This window comes from Cupriavidus sp. YR651, assembly GCF_900101625.1.
Taxonomy (GTDB): domain Bacteria; phylum Pseudomonadota; class Gammaproteobacteria; order Burkholderiales; family Burkholderiaceae; genus Cupriavidus.
Genome location: NZ_FMYZ01000012.1, coordinates 42,971 through 64,151, shown reverse-complemented (window position 1 = coordinate 64,151; position 21,181 = coordinate 42,971). Strand labels below are relative to the sequence as shown.

The 21,181-nt window shown below is 64.8% G+C and carries 19 protein-coding genes; 1 reads left to right on the top strand and 18 read right to left on the bottom strand.

Going from position 1 to position 21,181, the window contains the following annotated elements; genetic code table 11:
• Positions 1–540 precede the first annotated feature (540 nt).
• From cheZ to BLR29_RS25315, 18 genes are all read right to left on the bottom strand, one after another.
• Positions 541–1,176: a protein phosphatase CheZ gene (gene cheZ, locus BLR29_RS25400; protein ID WP_092140834.1), complete on the bottom strand. Its 636-nt coding sequence runs from the start codon at positions 1,174–1,176 to the stop codon at positions 541–543.
• A gap of 12 nt (positions 1,177–1,188) precedes the next feature.
• Entirely contained in the window at positions 1,189–1,575 is a 387-nt protein-coding gene (cheY, locus tag BLR29_RS25395; RefSeq protein WP_092140832.1) for a chemotaxis response regulator CheY, read from the bottom strand.
• A 107-nt stretch (positions 1,576–1,682) separates the two neighbouring features.
• Positions 1,683–2,756: a protein-glutamate methylesterase/protein-glutamine glutaminase gene (locus tag BLR29_RS25390; protein WP_092140830.1), complete on the bottom strand. Its 1,074-nt coding sequence runs from the start codon at positions 2,754–2,756 to the stop codon at positions 1,683–1,685.
• A gap of 22 nt (positions 2,757–2,778) precedes the next feature.
• A complete protein-coding gene (gene cheD, locus BLR29_RS25385; RefSeq protein ID WP_092140974.1) occupies positions 2,779–3,435 on the bottom strand; it encodes a chemoreceptor glutamine deamidase CheD in 657 nt (218 codons plus the stop codon).
• Positions 3,435–4,352, bottom strand: coding sequence for a CheR family methyltransferase (locus tag BLR29_RS25380; protein ID WP_092140828.1), 918 nt, complete (start codon positions 4,350–4,352; stop codon positions 3,435–3,437). The genes cheD and BLR29_RS25380 overlap by 1 nt, the downstream gene beginning before the upstream one ends.
• Before the next feature lie 72 nt (positions 4,353–4,424).
• Positions 4,425–4,919, bottom strand: coding sequence for a chemotaxis protein CheW (locus tag BLR29_RS25375; RefSeq protein WP_092140826.1), 495 nt, complete (start codon positions 4,917–4,919; stop codon positions 4,425–4,427).
• A gap of 21 nt (positions 4,920–4,940) precedes the next feature.
• Positions 4,941–6,959: a chemotaxis protein CheA gene (gene cheA, locus BLR29_RS25370; protein WP_092140824.1), complete on the bottom strand. Its 2,019-nt coding sequence runs from the start codon at positions 6,957–6,959 to the stop codon at positions 4,941–4,943.
• Between the two features lie 171 nt (positions 6,960–7,130).
• Positions 7,131–8,108 (bottom strand): flagellar motor protein MotB, encoded by a 978-nt coding sequence (motB, locus tag BLR29_RS25365; RefSeq protein ID WP_092140822.1) that lies wholly within the window; start codon positions 8,106–8,108, stop codon positions 7,131–7,133.
• Positions 8,109–8,120: 12 nt separating this feature from the next.
• Entirely contained in the window at positions 8,121–8,984 is an 864-nt protein-coding gene (gene motA / locus BLR29_RS25360) for a flagellar motor stator protein MotA (protein WP_092140972.1), read from the bottom strand.
• A 125-nt stretch (positions 8,985–9,109) separates the two neighbouring features.
• Positions 9,110–9,715 (bottom strand): flagellar transcriptional regulator FlhC, encoded by a 606-nt coding sequence (gene flhC / locus BLR29_RS25355; RefSeq protein WP_092140820.1) that lies wholly within the window; start codon positions 9,713–9,715, stop codon positions 9,110–9,112.
• A complete protein-coding gene (gene flhD / locus BLR29_RS25350) occupies positions 9,712–10,029 on the bottom strand; it encodes a flagellar transcriptional regulator FlhD (protein WP_010812713.1) in 318 nt (105 codons plus the stop codon). The genes flhC and flhD overlap by 4 nt, the downstream gene beginning before the upstream one ends.
• A 386-nt stretch (positions 10,030–10,415) precedes the next feature.
• Complete coding sequence (locus tag BLR29_RS25345; RefSeq protein ID WP_092140818.1) at positions 10,416–11,168, bottom strand: DUF4088 domain-containing protein; 753 nt, start codon at positions 11,166–11,168, stop codon at positions 10,416–10,418.
• Between the two features lie 102 nt (positions 11,169–11,270).
• Positions 11,271–13,127, bottom strand: coding sequence for a methyl-accepting chemotaxis protein (locus BLR29_RS25340; RefSeq protein WP_092140816.1), 1,857 nt, complete (start codon positions 13,125–13,127; stop codon positions 11,271–11,273).
• 104 nt (positions 13,128–13,231) lie between these two features.
• Positions 13,232–14,890 (bottom strand): methyl-accepting chemotaxis protein, encoded by a 1,659-nt coding sequence (locus tag BLR29_RS25335; RefSeq protein ID WP_092140814.1) that lies wholly within the window; start codon positions 14,888–14,890, stop codon positions 13,232–13,234.
• Positions 14,891–14,986: 96 nt separating this feature from the next.
• Positions 14,987–15,475: a chemotaxis protein CheW gene (locus BLR29_RS25330; RefSeq protein ID WP_092140812.1), complete on the bottom strand. Its 489-nt coding sequence runs from the start codon at positions 15,473–15,475 to the stop codon at positions 14,987–14,989.
• Positions 15,476–15,632: 157 nt separating this feature from the next.
• Complete coding sequence (locus tag BLR29_RS25325) at positions 15,633–16,016, bottom strand: response regulator (RefSeq protein WP_092140810.1); 384 nt, start codon at positions 16,014–16,016, stop codon at positions 15,633–15,635.
• Between the two features lie 204 nt (positions 16,017–16,220).
• Positions 16,221–18,194 carry a putative bifunctional diguanylate cyclase/phosphodiesterase gene (locus BLR29_RS25320; protein WP_092140808.1) on the bottom strand — a complete coding sequence of 658 codons (1,974 nt, stop codon included), beginning with the start codon at positions 18,192–18,194 and terminating at the stop codon, positions 16,221–16,223.
• A gap of 130 nt (positions 18,195–18,324) precedes the next feature.
• A complete protein-coding gene (locus BLR29_RS25315; protein WP_092140806.1) occupies positions 18,325–20,157 on the bottom strand; it encodes a methyl-accepting chemotaxis protein in 1,833 nt (610 codons plus the stop codon).
• Positions 20,158–20,844: 687 nt separating this feature from the next.
• On the opposite strand from BLR29_RS25315, the gene BLR29_RS25310 reads away from it, so the two are divergent.
• Positions 20,845–21,150 (top strand): H-NS histone family protein, encoded by a 306-nt coding sequence (locus BLR29_RS25310; RefSeq protein WP_092140804.1) that lies wholly within the window; start codon positions 20,845–20,847, stop codon positions 21,148–21,150.
• Positions 21,151–21,181: the final 31 nt, after the last annotated feature.

The following is a 21,181-nucleotide window of genomic DNA, read 5'->3' as shown; positions in this document are numbered from 1 at the left end:
CCTGGCATTCTGCCAGCGAATGCCCACGATTGCCGACGATTGCCTTTCGCGGTGACACGCGACGTTGGCGCGAGGAGACAGCGGCGGATGAGACGAATCTGATTTTTGGCGGCGACGTGTTTTTCGGCGACAACTGCGTCCAGAATCCCTTCCCGAACCCTTCTCCGACAGCCGGCGTTGTATCTACGATGTAGACACTGATACCGCCGGTGTCCACACCGCGAGGACACACTCTGATGCGATATCTCCATTCACAAGACTGCCGGAATCCAGGCATCGATGGACCCTCCGGGCGAGTTGTGTCAGGAAGGACTAACGAGAAAATCTCCGGAGCTTCATTCCCCCTGGCGGAATACATCGCCGAACTGCAGGCAGGTGCGGAATCTCATCCGACCCTGGATTGGGGAACCCCAGTGGGCAATGAGTTCGGCTGCGGCATCGACTAGCGCTTCGCCCAAAAACAAACGGGACGATCACCTGACGCGATCGTCCCGTTTGTCCTGCTGCGTCCTGCTTCATCCCCACACAACAGCCCCGGACTCAGAATCCCAGGCTTGCCAGCAGATCGTCCACCTGCGACTGGTCCGATACCACATCGGCCTTGCCTTCCGGGTTGATCTGCGGACCGTTCATCAGCGTGGAAGGTGCCTCCACGCGGCGCTCGGCCGGCACGTTGTCGATCAGCACCTGCAGCAATTCCTGCTCCAGGCTACGGATCATGTCCATCATCTTCTTGATCACCTGGCCGGTCAGATCCTGGAAATCCTGCGCCATCATGATCTCCAGCAGGTGGCTGCCGGTGGCCTTGGCCTTCTGGGGTACGTCCGTCAGGAACTCCCGCGTGTCGAGTACCAGGGCGCGGGCATCGCCCAGCTCCACCGGTTTCTCGAACCACTCGTCCCAACGCTTGTCCAGCGCCGTGGCCTTGGCCTCCAGGTCTTCCTGCAGCGGCTGCGCCAGCTCGACGGCCGTCAGCGTGCGCTCGGCGGCCTGCTCGGTCATGGCGGCGATATAGCTCAGGCGGTCGCGAGCATCGGGGATCGCCTGCGCGGCCCGCTCGATTTCCTTGTCGAGCCCCAGCTCCCGCATGTTATCGCGCAGCATCCGCGTCAGGTTGCCGATGCGATGGATGATCTGCTCGGCCGATTCATTGCTGATAGTCGGAGTCGTCGACATGTCGGCTACCTCTTATTGACCCAGCTTCTCGAAGATCTTGGTGATCTTCTCGTCCAGCGTTGCCGCGGTGAACGGCTTCACCACGTAGCCGTTGGCGCCGGCCTGCGCGGCTGCGATGATGTTCTCCTTCTTGGCCTCGGCGGTCACCATCAGCACCGGGGTCTTGGCGATCTCGGGAATCGCGCGGATCGATTGCAGCATGGTCAGGCCATCCATGTTCGGCATGTTCCAGTCCGATACCACGAACTGGAAGCTGCCGTCCTTGACCTTGTCCAGGCCGGCGGCGCCGTCCTCGGCTTCCTCGACGTTGGTGAAGCCCAGCTCCTTGAGCAGGTTACGGATAATCCGACGCATGGTCGGGAAGTCGTCGACCACCAGGATCTTGATGTTCTTGTCCACTCTACGGCTCCAAAACAGTTGTGGATGGGAATATGAACCGGCTGCGTTTCGCCGCGCGAATCCCTCGCGCCACGCCCGCCGCCGTTGTCTTTTGTTGCTGCGCGACCTTATACGCGCTGTGCCCGCGCACCAAACGTCGCCAGGTGCGCCATGACGCGCTGGCTCATCTGGTGCAGGGGCACCACTTCATGCACGCCGCCGGCAGCGATGGCTTCCTTCGGCATGCCAAACACGATGCAGGACTGCTCGTCCTGCGACAGGTTGTACGCGCCCGCCTCGCGCATGCGGAGCATGCCACGGGCGCCGTCCTTGCCCATGCCGGTCAGGATCACCCCTGTCACGTTCTTGCCGCCATGCACCGCGGCCGAATCGAACAGCACATCGACCGACGGCCGGTGGCGGTTGACGGGCGCTTCCTGCGACAGGTGCGCCACGTAGTTGGCACCACTGCGCGCCAGCAACAGGTGCGAGTCGCCGGGGGCGATATACGCGTAGCCCGGCAGCACGCGCTCGCCGTGCTCGGCCTCCTTGACCGTGATGCGGCACAGGCCGTTCAGCCGCTGCGCGAACGACTTGGTGAAGCCGGCCGGCATATGCTGCACGATCATCACGGCCGGACAATCCGGCGGCAGCGGCATCAGGAATTCCTTGATGGCTTCCGTGCCGCCCGTGGATGCGCCCACGATGATCAGTTTTTCCGTCGACAACAGCGGCGTGCGCAGGATCGGTGCGGCAGGGGCGCCTTCCGCCGGGGCTTCCGCCCTCACGCGCACCCGGGCGCGGGATGCCGCGCGGATCTTGTCCGCGATGGTGTCCGTGTACTCGATCAGCCCATCCCGGATGCCGAGCTTGGGCTTGGTGACGAAATCCACCGCGCCCAGTTCCAGCGCGCGCATCGTGATCTCCGATCCGCGCTCGGTCAGCGAGGACACCATCAGCACCGGCATCGGCCGCAGGCGCATCAGGCGCTCCAGGAAATCCAGCCCGTCCATGCGCGGCATTTCCACGTCCAGCGTCAGCACGTCCGGATTCAGGCGCTTGATCAGGTCACGCGCTACCAGCGGGTCAGGGGCGGTCCCGACAACCTCCATGTCCGGCTGGCTGTTGATGATCTCCGTCATCAGGCTGCGAATCAGCGCGGAATCGTCCACGCACAGCACCTTGATTTTCGCGGCGGTCATATTCGTCTCTACGTCTCACATTTCAGGCCAGCGGTCTCGCCGTTGCCTGCCGCGTAAATAATTCCACTGCGCCTCGGGTGGGCGCCTTTGTGGATGTGGACAGCGCGCGCGCCAGTGCGCGTTCATCGCGTTCCACGCCTACCGTGTCATCCTGTCGCGTCAGCCGGCGCACCAGCGCCAGGCCGCTCGACGGGAAGTAGCTGACCCGTCGCGCATGCGGCCCGCGCAAATCCTGCGCCGCCACGCGAATCTCTTCGGTCTTCAGATACTTCAATACAAAATCGGCATTCCGGTCCCCAATATTGAGGGTCGTCATGTTGGCCAGGACGGCGCCGCCGCCAAAAACCTTGGCCTCCAGACGTTCGCGCCGGGCGCCCATCTTCAATAGTTCATTGATCAGCACTTCCAGCGCATAGCAGCCGTAGCGCATGGAGGCGGACAGCATGCGGTCCGCGCCGGCATTCTCGTCGTCGGGCAGCATGAAATGGTTCATGCCACCGACGCCGGCCACTTCGTCGCGAATGCACGCGGCCACGCAGGAGCCCAGCACCGTGGTCAGGACCACGTCCTCGCCGCTCACGTAGTACTCGTTGGGCAGCAGCTTGATGGCCTGCTTGCCGAATTCGCGGTCGAAGTATTTGCGCGTGGCAATCGCCTCGGGCATCTGGGGCGTCCGCATCATGCGCCTCCCCCGCTGCCCTTGCCGGCCAGCTCGTAGACGGTTTGTCCACGCAGCTGGAACGCGCGCGTCACGTAGGAGAAGTTCTCCGAATGACCGGCGAACAGCAGGCCATTTGGCTTGAGCAACGGTGCAAACCGCTCCAGGATGCGGCCCTGCGTCGGCTTGTCGAAATAGATCATCACGTTGCGGCAGAAGATCACGTCGAACTTCTCGCGCAGGCCCCAGTCCGGCGCCAGCAGGTTCAGTGGCTCGAACGCGATCGTCGACGCCAGGTCCGGCTTGACCTTGACCGATCCCGCCCGCGTGCCGGTGCCCTTCAGGAAGAAGCGCTTCAGGCGTTCCTGCGACAGTCGCGCGACCTGCTCGCTCGTGTACACGCCGTTGCGCGCCTTGGCCAGCACCTGCGTGTCGATATCGGTGGCCAGCACCGAGCCGGCGCGGTCGCCCAGCGCCTCGGCCAGCGTGATGGCGATGGAGTAAGGCTCTTCGCCCGTCGATGCCGCCGCGCACCAGACGCTATAGGGCCGGCCAGTCTTCTTGGCGTGCTCGGCCAGCAGCGGGAAGTGGTGCGCCTCGCGGAAGAACGAGGTCAGGTTGGTGGTCAGCGCATTGGTGAAGAACTCCCACTCCTGGGAGCCCTCGTCCGATTCCAGCAAGGACAGGTAGCTGCCGAAGTCGCCCAGCTGCAGCGACCGCAGGCGCCGGGCCAGCCGGCTGTAGACCATTTCGCGCTTATGGCTGCCCAGCGAGATCCCCGCGCGCTTGTGAATCAGCGCGCGGACTTTCTCGAAATCGCGCTCGGTCAGCAGGAAGTCACGCATGTCGTCGCGCAGCGGCGCCAGCACCGGCGTTGCGGGTGCGGCGGCCGCGCCTGGCTTCCCGGTGGCGCTGGAGGAAGAACGGAGCGGCGTCATGGTGTGTTTCTTTCAGGTGCCGATGGACGGCGTAACTGCTTGTTCGGATCGCTGCGGCCCGGGCTGCCCGGATCAGGCGAGCTCGGCCTCGACCAGTTCCATCTCGGAGCTGGTCATCATGCGTTCGATGTCGATCAGGATCAGCATGCGGCCATCCACCGAGCCCAGACCCGTCAGGTGCTCGTTGGATACCGACACGCCAAACTCCGGCGCCGGCTTGATGTCGCCGCCCGTCAGCGTGAGCACGTCCGACACGCCATCCACGACGATGCCAACCACGCGGCCGGCCACGTTCAGGATGATCACCACGGTCTGGTGGTCGTAGCGCACGTTGCCCAGGTTGAACTTCAGGCGCAGGTCCACGATCGGCACGATCACGCCGCGCAGGTTGGTCACGCCCTTGATGAAATCGGGGGCGTTGGCGATGCGGGTCACCGTCTCGTAGCTGCGGATTTCCTGAACCTTGAGGATGTCGATGCCATATTCCTCGGTCCCCAGCGTGAAGACCAGGTATTCCTGGCCAGAGGCTTCGCTGCCCTGGGTATCGATATGTCCGATGCCGGCCATGTCTGTTCTCCTTGCTGTTGATTACTGTGCGACCACGGGGTCCTGGCGGCGCACGCCAGTGCGCTGCAGCGCGCCCACATCCACGATCAGCGCGACGCTGCCGTCGCCGAGGATCGTGGCGGCGGAAATGCACGGCACCTTGCGATAGTTCGTTTCCAGGTTCTTCAGCACCACCTGGTGCTGGCCGATGAGCTGGTCCACCAGCAGCGCAAAGCGCTTGCCCTCGGCGGACAGGATCACGGCGATGCCTTGCGTCGGCTCCTGCAGCGCGCCGGTCACGTTGAAGACCTTGTGCAGCTCCAGCAGCGGCAGGTATTCGCCGCGCACGTTCATCACGCGCTCGCCATTGGCGGCGGTGTGCACGTCCTCGGACTTCGGCTGCAAGGACTCCATCACGCAGTTCAGCGGCAGGATGAAGGTTTCCTCGCCCACGCGGACAGACATGCCGTCGAGGATGGCCAGCGTCAGCGGCAGCACGATGCGGGTGGTGGTTCCCAGGCCCGGACGCGAGCTGATTTCCACGTGACCACCCATTTCCTGGATGTTCCGCTTGACCACATCCATGCCCACGCCACGGCCGGACACGTCGGTCACCACTTCCGCCGTGGAGAAGCCCGGCGCGAAGATCAGTTGCCAGACTTCCTCGTCGCTGATGTTCTCCGATACCGGCAGGCCGTTCTGCAGGGCCTTGGCCAGGATGCGGTCGCGGTTCAGGCCGCCGCCATCGTCACTCACCTCGATGACGATGTTGCCGCCCGCGTGCTGTGCGGAGAGGATCAGCTGGCCGGTCGCTTCCTTGCCGGCGGCCAGGCGCTTCTCCGGCGTTTCGATGCCGTGGTCCAGGCTGTTGCGGACCAGGTGGGTCAGCGGATCGATGATGCGTTCGATCAGGCTCTTGTCCAGCTCGGTCGCCTTGCCGAACGTGACCAGGTCGATCTGCTTGCCGAGCTTGCTGGCCAGGTCGCGCACCAGACGCGGGAAGCGCGAGAACACGTAGTCCATCGGCATCATGCGGATGGACATCACGGCTTCCTGCAGGTCGCGCGCATTGCGCTCCAGCTGGCCCATGCCCGAGAACAGGCGGTCGAACAGCACCGGGTCCAGCGACGACGCGGTCTGCGCCAGCATCGACTGGGTAATCACCAGCTCGCCCACGAGGTTGATGATCTGGTCGACCTTCTCGGTCGGCACGCGGATCGAGCCCGAATCGGCAGCGGCAGCCGCCGGCTTGGCCTTCTCTTTTTCCTTGTCCTTGGCAGCGGCGGCCGGTGCCGCAGACGCGGCCGCCACGGGTGCCGGCGCGGCCACTGGCGCCGGTGCGGGCGCGGCAGCGGCTGCCGGTGCGGCACCGCCGTCCACCGATTCCACGGTGATCTGCTTCTCGTCGATCACGAAGCAGCAGACCGCGATGATGTCGTCGGCGCTGCACTGGCTGTTCAGCCAGATCGTCAGGTCGCCGTCTTCTTCCTGCTGGCCGGTGATCTCGCCCAGGTTGGCGATCTCTTCGCGCAGCAGTGCCTGGTCGGCCGCCGATACCTTGATCAGTCGGACCTTGAGGTTGCCACCGGACGCGGCGGCTGCAGGCGCGGGCGCGGCGGCCACGGGCGCCGGGGCCGGTGCCGCGGCATGGCCCGCGTCGCCGCCGGCTTCTTCAGCCAGCTGCTGCAGGACGGCGCAGATACGCGCCAGCGTTTCCGGATCGGGTTCGGTGCCGTTGCGGTAGGCGTTGAGCTGATCTTGCAACACGTCCTTGGTTTCCAGAAAGGTGTCGATGATGACCCGCGTGAGGGCCAGTTCCCGCCGACGCGTACGGTCAAGCAGGTTCTCAAAGATGTGCGTGGTCGCGGTCAGGGCCGCAAAGCCGAACGTCGCCGCGCCGCCCTTGATGGAGTGCGCAGCGCGAAAGATCGCGTTGAGCTCTTCCGCATCGGGGGACTCGATGTCCAGCCCGAGCAGCAGCTGCTCCATTTCAACGAGCAGTTCCTCGGCCTCTTCAAAAAAGGTCTGGTAAAACTGCGTGATATCGATATCGACAGACATGCCCGTCCTGACTCGCTAAATTGCTGAAAGATGTGCCACCGCTAGGGCGGCACGCCTTGGAGGTTGCTTCAAAAAGATCCTGGCGTCGTTGCGCGGCCTGGCCGTACCACTTGTACTGTCTGCGGCCGCGCGCCTAGCCAGGACCGCTTCGCTTCATTTTGAAACAACCTCTTATTCAATCTTGCCTTTGGGCGCGCCGGCCGATCTTGCCGCAGGGGTCGATGCCGCTTCCAGCTGCGCCTGCATTTCCTGCCCTGCCTTGCCCTTCTGCGCCTGCACGGAGACTTCCGCCGCGCTGGCGTTTTCCGATTCAAACTGGGCCTGGGCGCGCTTGTTCAGCACCACGATGCTGATGCGGCGGTTGACGGGCGCCAGCGGATCATTCTTCTCAAGCGGCATGGTGTCCGCCAGCCCCAGCACGCGCAGCACCTTGCCTTCCTGCATGCCACCGCCGATCAGTTCCTGGCGCGAGGCGTTGGCGCGGTCGGCGGAAAGCTCCCAGTTGCTGTAGGCGCGTTCGCCATTCATGTACGTGGCGGAATCCGTGTGGCCGGACAAGCTGACCTTGTTCGGCATTTCATTGAGCACCGGCCCGATCTCGCGCAGGATGGTGCGCATGTACGGCTCCACCGAGGCACTGCCGGTGCGGAACATCGGACGATTCTGCGTATCGAGGATCTGGATACGCAGCCCTTCGCTCGTGATGTCCAGCAGCAGCTGCGGGCGGAACTGGCGCAGCATCGGGTTGTTCTCGATGATCTGTTCCAGACGACCCTTGAGCGCGCGCAGGCGTTCGCTGTCCAGCTGGTCGCGGCGGCGCTGGGCGTCCGACGGATCGTTGGTCGTCGCACGCATGACCTCGCCGTCCTTGGCCATCGGGTCCTTGCCGCCGCCGGGAATGACGCTCTTGGAGAGGCTGCTCTTGTCGCCACCGGCCACAGCCACCTTGAGCGGTGTCTTGAAATACTCGGCCACGCCGACGAGCGTCTTCGGGGAAGCCGAGCTCAACAGCCACAGCACCAGGAAGAGCGCCATCATGGCCGTCATGAAGTCGGCGTAGGCGATCTTCCAGCTGTGGTTGCCGTGCGGCTTGGCGTGGGACTTCGCCTTCTTGATGACGATCGGACGCAGGTCCTGGGCGCTGCTCATTGCGGCTCTCCGTCAGGTCAGGCTCTTGACTTCACGGACGTGGTCGTCGAGCTCAAGGAACGACGGACGTACCGTGGAGTAGAGCACCTTGCGGCCGAATTCCACCGCCACCAGCGGCGCGTAGCCATTGAGCGAAGCGAGCAGCGTGACCTTGATGCACTCGTACATCTTCACGCTTTCCGACACCTGGTGTTCGACGCGGGATGCCAGCGGCGATACGAAGCCGTACGCCAGCAGAATGCCCAGGAACGTACCCACCATGGCGTGGGCGATCAGGGCGCCCAGTTCCGCCGGCGGCAGATCGGCCGAGGCCAGCGCATGCACCACGCCCATCACCGCGGCCACGATGCCGAAGGCCGGCAGGCCATCGCCAACGCGTGACAGTGCGTGGGCGGGAATCTCGGCTTCGTGGCGATACGTTTCGATTTCGTGGTCCATGAGCGCCTCGATCTCGAAGGCGTTCATGTTGCCGTTGACCATCATGCGCAGGTAATCGGTCAGGAACTCCATCATCTTGGCATCGGCCAGGATGCGCGGGTACTGACTGAAGACGCTGCTCGATGCGGGGTCGGCAATTTCCTTTTCGAGGAACAAGATGCCTTCGCGGCGCGCCTTGGACAGCAGCACGTACAGCAACGCCATCACGTCAAGGTACAGTTCCTTCTTGTACTTGGAACCTTGCAGCAGCGAGGGCATGGCCTTCATGGTGGCCTTGATGGCCTTGCCGCTGTTGGAGCTGATGAATGCGCCAACGGCGGCGCCGCCGATGATGATGAGCTCCGCCGGTTGATAAAGCGCGCCCATGTGGCCGCCGGTGAGGGCGTAACCGCCCAACACCGCCACGACTACGACGACATAGCCAAGAACTACTAGCACGATCGGATCCCCGTCTGAAAAACACGCGTCAGGCACGCACAAGGGCATCCTGTACGGGCGAGCGGGGTCACCGCTCGCCGGGTACCGGGAGCCCACCTGCTACGCGGACGTCTGGCCAGATGGAATCAGGCTTCGGTCTGCGCGGCTGCGGCGTCCTTCGAGAGCTTCTTCACCTTTCCGGCACGCGACGGCGGGCGGCACAGGCTGCACACGAAATTCGCGTGCGGCTCATAAGCGTGCGTCACGAACTGCCCGCCGCAACATGTGCAGGTGGAAAGCTGCAGCATATTGCTCTCGAAAAACCGTACTAACGTCCAGGCACGGGTGAAACTTAAGACAATTTCGCCGCCAAGCAGCGAAACGTGCTCGAGGTACAGGCGATAGCTCGCCACCACTGCGCGAATGCCAGACGTCTCGCCTTCCTGCACCATGAACTGGTACGCGGAGAAGAACAGCGAGGAATGGATATTCGGCAGCCAGGTGGTGAACCAGTCCGTCGAGAACGGGAGCATGCCCTTGGGCGGCGACGCGCCACGGAGCTCCTTGTAGAGGCGGATCAACCGGTCGCGCGAGAGCGTGGTCTCGGCTTCAAGCACCTGAAGGCGCGCACCCAGGCCGATCAACTCGATGGCGAGCTGCGTCTGGTTGGCATCCTGCAGGACGCTCTTGCGGTTGGGGATGGGAGTGGCCGTAAAGCTTCGGGCTGGCTGGGCCTGGAGGAGCGCGGTCAATTGAGCGACTCCACAGGTTGCCGGGCGAGAAGGATAGCAGCGTGGATCTGCTGCATATCATGGCTCTTGGCCGTGTGAGTGAGTGTGGAAAGCAGCGCGTGATCGTCGAAGCGGAAACGGCACAGCACCATATTCGATGCGGCCAGCTTGACGAGTTGCGCCGAGGTCAGCTTGGCGAGAATGTCAGCGATTTCCTTGCTGACGCCAAGCCTGAACATGGCTTCCACCTGGTTTTCGCGCACCAGTCGTTGCGCGAGCAGCAGATAGGCGAGGTTGACCTCCCTGATCTCCTGGAGAACTTCACTGCTTTCCAATTTTTCCCCGCTACCAAAAACCCTTCGACCGCTTGTCCGGCGCTTACCGACTTTTTTGCTGCAAGTCGGCGACCAGATCGTTTGATGCGTGTTCGATGGGTACGACGTACTACGAAAGGAACTGCGCCCGGTTACACCACTTCTCGTAAACGTTACAGATGTTACAGAGTGTAAGTGAAACTGTTACGTTTATATCGGCAATTCGCCCGCACTGCCAATCCCTACTTGAGTTGGGGGATAGCAAATGTCGCACGGAAAAGACATGGCCCTCCGAATTTGTAACAGCTCGGGGGGCTGACTTCTGATTTACATCAAGGCTGTAACACTTCACTTACTGAACGGACACTCCACGTTTGTGGTGGACGTGCCGACGCCCTCGGATTCCACTATTGACGAATCAGACCGCCTTGGCTAAACAGCTGCCGCAACCAAGCAGCCAGGCGCGCGAAGACATCGTCGGGCGCTTCGCGGAACAGATGCGGCCGCGCACGTTCCACCTGTTCGAGCACGCGTGCGGCTTCCTCTGCACTGACGGAACCGTATTCGAGCGCCAGACCCAGCAACGCGCGCAACTCTCCCACCTTGCTCCGACCCAGTGCTTCGCTCTGCTCAGTCTGCAGCGCATACATGACGTCATACGCGCGCTGGCGAAGACTGTCTGCCATGCGCCACGCCGGCGTGCGCATGCGTTCCTCGAGCGTGCGGATATCCACGGCGGATGAGGAGATCTGTGCCGCGAGCGCGCCCGTGAAGGCCGCATCCGCGCCGGCTTCCGAAAGAATCTGCGTGGCCCAGTCACGCGCGTTGTCCACGCGCTGCTGGGGCGTCCAGTCCGGCTGTACCGCCAGGCCAAAGCCGAAGCGCTGCGCATCGCGCATCAGCGCCGCCAGCGCATTGGGTAACTGCTTGTCGAAGACCTTCTTCGCCCAGCCATATTCGCCACTGGCCAGCAACCGCATGACGGCGCGCTCGGTCAGCGGGCCATCCTGCTGCATCAGTCGTGCGCGCAGGAAGTCATCGAATGCCGGCGGGATGAACTCGGCATCGAGCCCCGTGGAAACTTTTACAAAGGCATCGAAGTCCGCGCGCAGCCGCGCAGTGGCCTCGGCTGACAGGGACAGGCTGATGTCGGTGGTCATGATGTCATTGGACGAGAAAGTGCCCCGGCGCGCTTCCTACAACACGTCGCCGGGGCACACTGCATCGCTCGTGGCGTTGCATCGGAGCGCGTTATCGGCCGCTCAGAATGCGCTCCAGTCGCCGTTGTCGGATGCGCTGCTCGCCAGGGCGGCAGCGGGGCGTACCAATGAACTATCGGCAGCTTCGTCGGCAACTTCAGCGCCGGCCATCACGGCAGGCGCTGCAGCGGCCGCGACCAGCGCCGTGCTCGTCGACTTGCGCGCGGTGCGACCCTTGGCTGCCTTCAGCGTGGAGGTCACGGCGGCCTTCACACCGGGCCTGGCGATCGAACGTGCCGCCGGTGCGGCAAGCGCGCCGAGCGAAGGGCTGGTGCTGGCGGCATCGTCCTGCGACAGGCGGAAGGTCGAGACCGACTCCTGCAGCCTGCCAGCCTGATCCTGCAGGGACCCGGCGGCGGCGGCGGCCTGCTCCACGAGCGCCGCGTTCTGCTGCGTCACCTCGTCCATCTGCGCCACGGCCTGGTTCACCTGCTCGATGCCCGAGCTCTGTTCCGCCGATGCCGCGCTGATCTCGCCCATGATGTCGGTCACGCGCTTCACCGCCTGCACGATCTCGCCCATCGTCGTGCCAGCCTGGCCCACCAGTGCCGCGCCGTTATCCACGCGCGCCACGGTGTCGCCGATCAGGCCCTTGATTTCCTTGGCCGCATTCGCGCTGCGCTGCGCCAGGCTGCGCACCTCGCCGGCCACCACGGCAAAGCCGCGGCCTTGTTCGCCGGCACGCGCGGCTTCCACCGCGGCGTTCAGCGCCAGGATGTTGGTCTGGAACGCGATGCCTTCGATCACGCCGATGATGTCGACGATCTTGCGCGATGCCTCGTTGATCTCGTCCATCGTCTGCACCACGCGGCCCACCACTTCGCCGCCGCGCACGGCGGTCTCGGAAGCGTTGGCTGCCAGGCCGCTGGCCTGCCGCGCGTTGTCGGCGTTCTGGCGCACGGTGCTGGTCAACTCCTCCATGCTCGAAGCGGTTTCCTCCAGCGACGCGGCCTGCTGCTCGGTACGTTGCGACAGGTCGTTGTTGCCGGCGGCGATCTCGCGGGAAGCGGTGCCGATCGATTCGGCGGATTCCTTGAAGTCGCGGACCATGTGCGACAGCTGCTGCTGCATCTGGCTCATCGCGTGCAGCAGGCTGCCACGGTCGCCCTTGCGCAGCGATACCTTGCCGGAGAAATCGCCTTCGGCAATGCGTGCGGCGATGGCGGCGGCGTAGCCCGGCTCGCCACCGAGCTGGCCCGACAACTGGCGTGCCAGGAACCAGCCCAGCAGCACGGACACCGCCACGCCACCGATGACTAGCAACAGCATCAACACGCGCGAGCTGTTGTACACGCTGGTCGATTCTTCCATGTTGGCCTTGGCGCGGTCATCGCGGCGCTTGACCATCTTGAACAGCACGTCTTCCAGCGCGCGGCTTTCCTTGAGCAGGTCCGCGCTTTCCGTAAAGACGGTGCTTTCAAACTGCGACGTGTCCAGCGGTTGCTTGCCGACCAGTTCCACGTACTTGGTCATGCGCTCGCGGAACGGCGGCACCAGCTTGTCGTATTGCTTGAACAGCGCCTGGCCTTCCGGTGAGTTGAACGAATCCTTGGCGGCCTTCACGCGCGCTTCCATCGTCGTCAGCGACTTCTGGATCTCGTCCTTCTCGGTCGCGCGCTCGCCCATGGTCGAGGCCGACAGCAGCGCGATCTGGGCGCGGCTGGCGTAGACCAGGTTGATGTTGCCGTCCTGCACGGCCTTCAGGGCCTGCAGATCGGTGTTGTAGATCTTGCCGGTCCATTCCGCCATGCGCCCCATATTCACCACGCCCAGCAGGCCGATGATGGCACCGATCACGGATACGACCAGGAAGCCAGCAATCAGCCTGGTTGTAACGCGCAGTTGATTGAACCACTGCATAGAACTACCCCCTTCTGTCAGAAAAGACCGGGATTGGCATCGACTGCTCCCTCCCGCGTTGTCACGGCGTTTCGTGCGCCGCTCTTACCCCGTTCCTGTGAAACTCAGGCTGTTGCCAGCCCGGCTTCGCTCCCCACTTCACCGATCGCCGCCACCCGTCGCGCGCGCGCCGGCCGGATTTCGGCCTGCATGCTGACGCGGAAGGTGGAGACCGATTCGCGCAGGCGATCGGCTTGTTCTTCCAGCGAGCCTGCCGCGGCAGCGGCCTGCTCGACCAGCGCGGCGTTCTGCTGCGTCACCTCGTCCATCTGCGCCACGGCCTGGTTCACCTGTTCGATGCCCGAGCTCTGTTCCGCCGATGCCGAACTGATCTCGCCCATGATGTCGGTCACGCGCTTCACGGCCTGCACGATCTCGTCCATGGTTGCGCCTGCGTCGCTCACCTGTGCCGCGCCGTTATCCACGCGCGCCACGGTGTCGCCGATCAGGCCCTTGATTTCCTTGGCCGCATTCGCGCTGCGCTGCGCCAGGCCGCGCACCTCGCCGGCCACCACGGCAAAGCCGCGGCCTTGTTCGCCGGCCCGCGCGGCTTCCACAGCGGCGTTCAGCGCGAGGATGTTGGTCTGGAATGCGATGCCTTCGATCACGCCGATGATGTCGACGATCTTGCGCGATGCCTGGTTGATCTCGTCCATCGTCTGCACCACGCGGCCCACCGCCTCGCCCCCGCGCACGGCGGTCTCCGAGGCATTGGCCGCCAGGCCGCTGGCCTGCCGCGCGTTGTCGGCGTTCTGGCGCACCGTGCTGGTCAGCTGCTCCATGCTCGATGCGGTTTCCTCCAGCGACGCGGCCTGCTGTTCCGTGCGTTGCGACAGGTCGCTATTGCCGGCCGCCACCTGGTGCGTCGCCGTGGAGATGCTGGCCATGCCCGTCTGGATGTCGTGCACGACGGACAACAGGCTGCGCTGCATGGTCTGCATGGCGCGCGACAACGCGCCGATCTCATCGTTGGACCGATATTCGAATCCCGTGGTCAGGTCGCCGGCACCCAGGCGCAGCGCGAAGTCCAGCATCTCGCCGACCGGCCGCTCCACGCGCGAAACCAGCATCGAGCCCGCCGCGAACGACGACAGCACCGCCAGTCCGAACGCGCCCCACAGCCACGGCCACAGTTGCGCGGTGACCTCGGGGGCCAGCCAGTGCGCGCCTGCGACGGCCGCCAGGAACCACACCAGCCCGGCCAGCTGCGCCCAGAGGATGCGGCGCTTCAGGTTCACGCGCGTGAGTCGCCCGATGAAGCCGGCCACGCCGGTACGCACCACGGCGCCATCGCGAATCGCCAGCCCCGCGGCACGGTTTTCGCGGAAGCGCTGATACAGCGCATCGGCGGCTTCGATCTGCTCGCGGCTGGCCATCGAGCGCACCGAGGTATAGCCCACGATCCGGCCATCGACGCTCGTCGGCGTGACGGTGGCATGAACCCAGTAGTGGTCGCCGTCCTTGCGTCGGTTCTTGACGATGCCGACCCACGACTTGCCCGCCTGGATCGATTGCCACAGGTCGGCAAACGCCTCGGGCGGCATGTCGGGATGGCGCACCAGGTTGTGCGCCGCGCCCAGCAGTTCCTCAGCCGTGAAGCCGCTCGTCTCGATGAACGCCCGATTGGCGAACGTGATCCGACCCTTGAGATCGGTACGCGAAATCAGGTAATCGTTCGACGAGAGCAGGTGCTCGCGTTGGGTAACTGGCTGGTTGTTTCTCATGGATGATTGCTGCGTGGTCGCCGATGGCCCCGGCGCGCTTTGTCAGGCGGCGCGCACCGTTGACCGGGATGGAAAAACCGGGCTGCCCGGCAGGTCTCAGGCCGTGCCGGCCGCGGCGTCGATGGCCGCCAGGTCGTCGAGATCCATCAGCTTCTCGATGTCCGCAAGAATCAGCATGCGGCCCTCGAGCGATCCCAGGCCACGGATGTATTCGGTTTCCACGCCACCGGAGAGCGCCGGTGCCGGCTTGATCTGCGACGGGGTCAGCGTCAGCACGTCGGACACGCCGTCCACCACGATGCCCGTGGTGCGCGCGTTCAGGTCGACGATGATCACCACCGTGTACTGGTCATAGGTGACCTCGGCCTGGTTGAACTTGATACGCAGATCGATGATCGGGACGATGATGCCGCGCAGGTTGATCACGCCCTTGAGGTAAGCCGGCGCGTTGGCGATCTGGGTCACCGATTCGTAGCCCCGGATCTCCTGAACCTTGAGGATGTCGATGCCGTACTCTTCGCGGCCAAGCCTGAACGCCAGGAATTCCTCTCCCGCGCCGTCTGCCTTGTTGATGCTGGTATTCATGGTTGCCCCCGCTGGCTTGGTTGGTCGTGGCCGGGTGACGTCTCCCTGGCTGCTGGCGACCGGAAGCAGTGCCCCGGCGCTGGCCGGGCACCTGCTATGGCCCTCCAGTATTTACGGCAGGGCGCGGGGTGAATAAAGGGCGACATGGCCGCCTGGTTTACCCCTCTGTGGGAGGGGCAAGCAGCGCCTGGACCGAGTCCATCAACTGGTCGGGATCGAACGGCTTGGCGAGGAAGCCGGAAGCGCCGGCTTCCCGCGCCTGATCGAGGATGCGGTCGTCATGCTCGGTGGACAGCATCAGGATGGGAATGGCGGCGTAGGCCGGCGTGGCGCGCAGCGCGCGGATCAGCGTCAGGCCATCCATGCCGGGCATGACCTGGTCGGTCACCAGCATGCCGAAGTCCCCCTCCTGCGCCACTTCATGCGCCTCCTTGCCATCGGCGGCTTCCGTAACCGTATAGCCGCCGGCCCGCAGGCAGGCACCAATCATGCGGCGCAGGGAAGGCGAATCGTCGACGACGAGTATGCTCGGGAGAGACATGGGGACTCCGTGAATGGTTGGTCCGCCAGGGGGCGCAACGCACATACGGCGGCCGGCGGCGGACAGGCCAGCCGGCGAGCACGCCGTACGCGTGCCACTGCCCTGTATTCGGCATATCGTCCGGCCGTGGCCGCGATGTAGACCGCCGACGACGGGATAGAGGAAAACCTCTAATTCCGGCGTCGGCGTTTACCCTCGCACCGGTTATGCGGCGCGAAGGGTTTCGGCGAAGGCCGACGGGTCCAGCGGCAAGGACATCAGGTAGCCCTGGACTTCGTCGCAACCCATCGCGTGCAGGATGTCGAGCTGCGACGCGGACTCCACGCCTTCGGCCACCACCTTCATGCGCAGCTCGTGCGCCAGCGCCACCATCGACCCGACGATCGCCCGCCCCTGCGGGTCGGCATCGAGCCCGCCGATCAGCGTGCGGTCGATCTTGAGCGTGCCCACGCGCAGCCGCTTGAGGTAGCCCAGGCTGGAATAGCCGCTGCCGAAGTCGTCCAGCGCCACGTGGATGCCCAGCGCCTGCAGCTCCGCCAGCGTTTCCAGCGACTTGCCGATGTCCTTCATGGCCGCGGTCTCGGTGATCTCCAGCGTGATCGCGGACGGCGGGATGTCGTGCTGATGAATCTGGTCCAGCAGGTACTGCGGGAAATTGCGACTGGCGAAGCGCAGGCCGGAGACGTTGATCGCCACGGGCACCACGGGCAGCCCGGCATCCTGCCACTGGCGCACCTGCGCGCAAACCCGGGCGATGACCCAGTCGTCGAGCTTGTCGATCTGGCCCGACTGCTCGGCCACCATGATGAACTCCGCCGGGTTGACGATGCCCAGCGCGGGATGGCGCCAGCGGCACAGCGCTTCGGCGCCCACCACCCGGCGATGCCTGACGTCGAACTTTGGCTGGTACATCAGTGACAAGGCGTCGTCCTGGATGGCCAGCCAGAGGTCGCGGCGGATCACGCGCGTGCGCCGCGCCCGTTCGCCGGCGGCGGAATTGAATACGCGCACCTGGTTGGAGCCGCTTTCGCGCGCCTCGGTCAGGCTGACGCGGGCCGCCTGCATGAGCGCCTCCGACGTCTGTGCGTCGCGCGGATAGATGGCGATGCCGATGTTGACGCCGATCTGCATCTGCAGTCCGCGCGCCGCCACGAATTCGGCCAGCGAGCCCAACACCCGCGAGCCCAGTTCATGCGCGCGGTTGTGCTGGACCATTTCCGGCACGCCGACGGCGAACTCGTCGCGCGCCAGCCGGGCGAGGAAGTCGTGGGGTTCCAGCGCGGCCTGCGCCAGCGCGCCGGCATCCTGCGCCAGGATGTCGTCGGCACGCACCTCGAAGACCTCGTCCACCTCACGGAAGTCGGCGATGTGGATCAGCAGCACCGCACAGGCCATCTCGGACAGCCTGGCCTGTGCAATGGTCTGGTCGAGCCAGCGCCCGAACGCGACGCGATCCGGCAGCTCCGTGCTGACGCTGTATTCGCCCAACGGCGCCTGACCGCGTGCGGCGGGGCGCACGGTCAGGCCGGGAATGCGGGCGTGGCCGCGCCGGCTCGGCCTGGACTCGGCGTGGCGCGCGATCTGCGCGGTGGGAATCTCATCGATGAGGTCGTCGATCAGGCCGCCCTCGGCGCGTGCCGGCACGGTCAGCCATCCATTCGACTGGGCGCGATGCACGGCGAACATCGCCAGGCAAAGCAGCGTGAGCCCGCCCGCCAGCCAGGCCGGGCCGGGGAGTCCCGCCGCATCCATGCACGCGCGTGCCGTCATCGACTGGCCGCCGCATGTGCGGCCCAGCCGCGTACCGGCCACGGCCACCAGCCCGGCCCCGGCGACCATTGCCACCACCACGGCGGCACGCCAGCCACGCGTGCCCTGGCGCAACCAGTGGTAGGCCGAGGCAAACCATTGGGTGGCGACGACGCTGGCCACCAGCGAGGCGACCAGCGTGGCCGCTAGCTTCGCGCCGTCGTTGACGGCGGTCAGGGTGCCGGACGCCAGCGCCACCCAGAGCGGCATGCCGATGATGCCCTGCGACATCAAGGCCGCCGACCACATCAGGGACCGGCCTGTCTTGCGTGCCTGCCCGCCCTCCGCGTTGGCTGTGCGCACTCCCCGCGCGGCGGCAACGCCGAGCAGGGCTGCAAGCAGCAGGAGGCTAGAACTCGTGGCAATCATTGGGGCTGCGCGATGTTGGACGAGGCGCGCGCATCGGAACACCGGGGTGCGGACCTGGAAAGGCCCGCATCATGGCATCTTGCGGTCGCCGTGTGAACAGTAATGCGCTGATTCCGGACGGATTACCGACTCAGAATGCGGCCCAGTTGTCGTCGGCTGCCGCTGCCGGCGTCGTGCCGGACAACGCAGGGCGCAGCAGCTTGTCTTCGCGCGACTTGCGCACGACCGGCGGACGCGCCGACGTCGGGCGCGCCGGCGCGCGATCGGCACTGCGCGCATGTCCGGCGGGTGCCTTGATCGCCGGTGCGGCCGATGCCGCCGGCCTTGCCTTCGACGCAACGGCCGGCAGCGCGGCGAGCGAATGGGCCGGGCGCTGTGCGGCGATAGCGGCCTGACGGACGTCGCCGCCCGCGCTCAGCGTGAACACCGACACCACGCTCTTGAGCTTCTGCGCCTGCTCTTCCAGCGCGCCGGCGGCGGCTGCGGCTTCCTCGACCAGCGCCGCGTTCTGCTGCGTGACCTGGTCCATCTGGTTCACGGCCTGGTTGACCTGCTCGATGCCGGTGGTCTGTTCCTGCGACGCGGCGCCAATCTCGTTCATGATGTCCGTCACGCGACGCACGGCCTGGACAATCTCGCCCATGGTCTGGCCCGCTTCGGCCACGAGCCGGGTGCCGCTTTCCACGCGCTGGCCGGACTCGCTGATCAGCGACTCGATTTCCTTGGCGGCGTTGGCGCTGCGTTGCGCCAGGCTGCGCACCTCGCCAGCCACCACGGCAAAGCCGCGGCCCTGTTCGCCGGCACGCGCGGCTTCCACCGCGGCGTTCAGCGCGAGGATGTTGGTCTGGAACGCGATGCCTTCGATCACGCCGATGATCTCGACCACCTTGCGCGACGCGCCGTTGATCTCGTTCATGGTGTCGACCACGCGGCCGACCACGTCGCCACCCTTCATGGCGATCTGCGATGCCTCGCCGGCGAGCACGCCGGCCTGGCGGGCGTTATCGGCGTTCTGGCGGACCACGGTGGTCAGCTCTTCCATGCTGGCGGCGGTCTGCTCCAGCGACGACGCCTGCTCTTCGGTACGTTGCGACAGATCCGTGTTACCGGCGGAGATCTGCTGCGTGGCCGAGGCGATGGAATCCGTGCCGCCGCGCACTTCGGCAACGATGCCGGACAGACTGTCCTGCATGGTGGCCAACGCCTGCATCATGCGGCCAACCTCGTTCCGGGACATGCTGGTGATGCGCGACGTCAGGTCGCCGCGCGCCATGCGCTCGAACACGTCCAGCGCCTCTTCCACGGGGCGCACGATGGCGCGATGCAGCGCGACGGTGGCCACGATGGCAATGGCGATGCCAAGAGCGATCAGTGCGATCGACACAACGCGAATCGTCTCAAAGCGAGACTGCGCGGCGTCGAAGTTCTCCTTGCCCGTGTTCAGCTGGAACTTCTCCAGGTTGTCGTGCGCGGTGGACAACGATCGCTGCAGATCGGGCAGCACGTCCCGCGCCAGGCGCAGCGCCTCGTCCTTGCTGCCGGCAAGCAGTGCCTTTTGCAGCGGGGCCGCGCCCTTCTCGAAGAAATCCTGGCGCCGGGCGGCCAGCGCGCTGGCCAGCGCCTTTTCCTCGTCCCCCTGCGGCAGCGCCATGTAGCGCTTCCAGCCGGCATCGGACGACTCCACGAACACCATGGAGCGGTCGACGTGTTTCTTCATATCGTCGCCTTCCGCGCCGGGCATGACGCCCCGGTCCAGCGCCAGGCGCACGCGGGTGGTGCCGAGCATCGCTTCGCTCAGGGCTAGCGACGATGCAAGCTGGTTGGCGTAGGTCTCCTTCAGCGCATCATTGGTCTGCGAGATGCCATGCAAGCCAGCGCCGCCGACGAGCAACAGGATGGCCGCAAGCATGGCCATGGCGCCCCGCAAAAGGGTCTTGATCTGAATATTGTTGTGGAAGGACATGATGTGCTGATCATTAGGAGGAAACCCGACGCCACTCCCCTGCGCCGGTCCGGCAGGCCAACACCCCGACGGCCTGCTCAAGACACGATAACGGCCGGGCCAGAAGCATCCTTGAGGCGTACGGTAAATCGGCACTTTGAATGACGACTGACGCACTTTCAAACGATCGGAAAATACCGGCGCATATGCCACATGGCATCACGCAAATGCTGCGGCACACCAAACTGAAAACCACCGCGGGCCTGTTGCTGTTCAGCGCCTGCTGAATTCGTCCGCCATCGGGAAGTCGATTGAACGGTCGTTTGGCCGGCCCATTAGACCTCGTCGCTTAACCGAAGAGGCACGTAGACGTGCGACTACGCCACTGCACGGCGTGCCATTCCGCGCCGGCATGCCGCCCGGAATGCAGCCGTTATTGGGACCGCGTTTTGCTGTCGACGCGATACGCATCGCAATTCCTGCCGGGATTTATCCCGGCCTTTTCGCATGCTATTCACGCGTCGATGAACACGCCGCTTGCAAATGCCACGGAGGACTACGCACCTACTTAAAAGTTCAGCGAATATATCGATTTGAGACTTTTCGTAAATTTGGTCTGTTTAGTGCCGGGGGGATTTGCAGCATGGCGTCGTGTGGTTATAATTCCGTCTGCTATTCACAGACCCACCGATAAATCGAGGCATACAAATGGCGACATATCAGGAAATCGTTCAGAAAATCAGCGAACTGCAGAAGCAGGCAGAAGAGATCAAGGCACGCGAGCAAGCCACCGTGATCGCCGATATTCGCGAGAAAATCGAACAATATGGCCTGACCGCCGACGACCTCGGTTTTGGCAGCAAGGCCGTAGCCGGCAAGAAGGCCAGCCGCAAGGTCCCGGTGCGATATCGCGACAGCGCCGGCAATACCTGGACCGGCCGCGGCAAGCGCCCGGGCTGGCTGACGCAGGCGCTGGCCAACGGCAAGACGGTGGATGACTTCCTGATCCGCTAAGCAGCGACCGAAACTGTCGTATGCATTGAAA